The organism is Dietzia sp. DQ11-44, assembly GCF_014145205.1.
GTDB lineage: Bacteria > Actinomycetota > Actinomycetes > Mycobacteriales > Mycobacteriaceae > Dietzia > Dietzia natronolimnaea.
Genome location: NZ_JAALEC010000441.1, coordinates 1 through 1,698, shown reverse-complemented (window position 1 = coordinate 1,698; position 1,698 = coordinate 1). Strand labels below are relative to the sequence as shown.

The following is a 1,698-nucleotide window of genomic DNA, read 5'->3' as shown; positions in this document are numbered from 1 at the left end:
GCGGGTCCCGTCGACCGTGCGCGGGAGCCGGGGCCGGGACTCGGCTGACGGGACACCGACCAGCCCGCGGCCGCAAGCGACGGCCCGGCCGGTAACCCGCCGGGTAGGGTCGAATGATGACACCGTCCGACCGCCTCTCATCCCTGGAGCAGCACGTGGCACGCAGCGCCGAGTCCGTCCGAGCCGTCATCAAGGCCTACGATGTCCGCGGCGTCGTGGGCGAGCAGATCGACGAGGACTTCGTCCGCGAGGTGGGTGCGTCGTTCGCCCGTCTGATGCGGTCCGAGGGGTCGGAGACCGTGGTGGTCGGCCATGACATGCGGGACTCCTCCCCGTCGTTGTCCCGGGCGTTCGGCGACGGCGTCACCTCCCAGGGGCTGGACGTGGTGACGATCGGCCTCGCGTCGACCGACCAGCTCTACTACGCCTCGGGACTGCTCGACTGCCCGGGCGCCATGTTCACCGCCAGCCACAACCCGGCCCGGTACAACGGCATCAAGCTGTGCCGTGCGGGTGCCAAGCCGGTCGGCCAGGAGTCCGGACTCCGGACGATCGCCGACGAGGTCGTCGCGGGGGTCCCCGCCCACGACGGTGAGGCCGGGACGGTCTCCGAGCGTGACGTCCTCGACGGCTACGGTGCGTACCTCCGCGAGCTGGTCGACCTGTCGGGCATCCGTCAGCTCAAGGTGGCGGTCGACGCCGGGAACGGGATGGGCGGCCACACCGTGCCCGCGGTCCTCAGCGGACTGCCGCTGGAGATCGTCCCGCTGTACTTCGAGCTCGACGGCAACTTCCCCAATCACGAGGCCAACCCCCTCGAACCGGCCAACCTGGTCGACCTCCAGGCGCTGGTGCGGGAGAGCGGGGCGGACATCGGACTCGCCTTCGACGGCGACGCCGACCGCTGCTTCGTGGTGGACGAGCGGGGTGAGCCCGTCGCCCCGTCGGCCATCACGGCGCTGGTGGCCGGGCGCGAGCTCGACAAGGAACCCGGCGCCTCGATCATCTACAACCTGATCACCTCCCGGGCCGTCCCCGAACTGGTCGAGGAGAAGGGCGGCGTCGCGGTCCGTACCCGCGTCGGCCACAGCTTCATCAAGGCCCAGATGGCGGACACCGGTGCGATCTTCGGCGGCGAGCACTCGGCGCACTACTACTTCCGTGACTTCTGGGGCGCCGACTCGGGGATGCTCGCCGCGATGCACACCCTCGCCGCCCTCGGGGAGCAGGACGCCCCGCTGTCCCAGGTGATGGCCGAGTACACCAGGTACGCGGCGTCCGGGGAGATCAACTCGACGCTGGACTCCGCGGAGGCGCAGGTGGCCCGGATGGAGGAGGTCATCGACGCGTTCTCCGGCCGGGCCGTGTCGGTGGACCGACTCGACGGCGTGACCGTCGACCTCGGTGACGGCGCGTGGTTCAACCTGCGGGCCTCCAACACCGAACCGCTGCTGCGCCTCAACGCGGAGGCGCCCACCAGGGAGGACGTCGCCGCGGTGGTCGACGAGGTCCTCGCGATCGTCCGTGCCTGACCTGACCAGCGACACCGGGGCCGGCCGGGTGGACCTGGACGACGCCGAGGCCCTGCGCTCCTCCGACGCCACCGGGGCCCTGCTCCACGCGTCGATGGCCGGGGCCCAGCTCCGATCGGTCGCGACGGCCGTCGACTCGGGGGCGCTGGACGGCCTCACCGGGTTC

1 protein-coding gene is annotated in these 1,698 nt (G+C 71.6%); it reads left to right on the top strand.

Going from position 1 to position 1,698, the window contains the following annotated elements; all coding sequences use genetic code 11:
- Nucleotides 1-155 precede the first annotated feature (155 nt).
- On the top strand, nucleotides 156-1,532 hold the full coding sequence (locus G6018_RS11470; protein ID WP_179526177.1) for a phosphomannomutase/phosphoglucomutase: 1,377 nt from the start codon (nucleotides 156-158) through the stop codon (nucleotides 1,530-1,532).
- The last annotated feature ends 166 nt before the right edge of the window (nucleotides 1,533-1,698 follow it).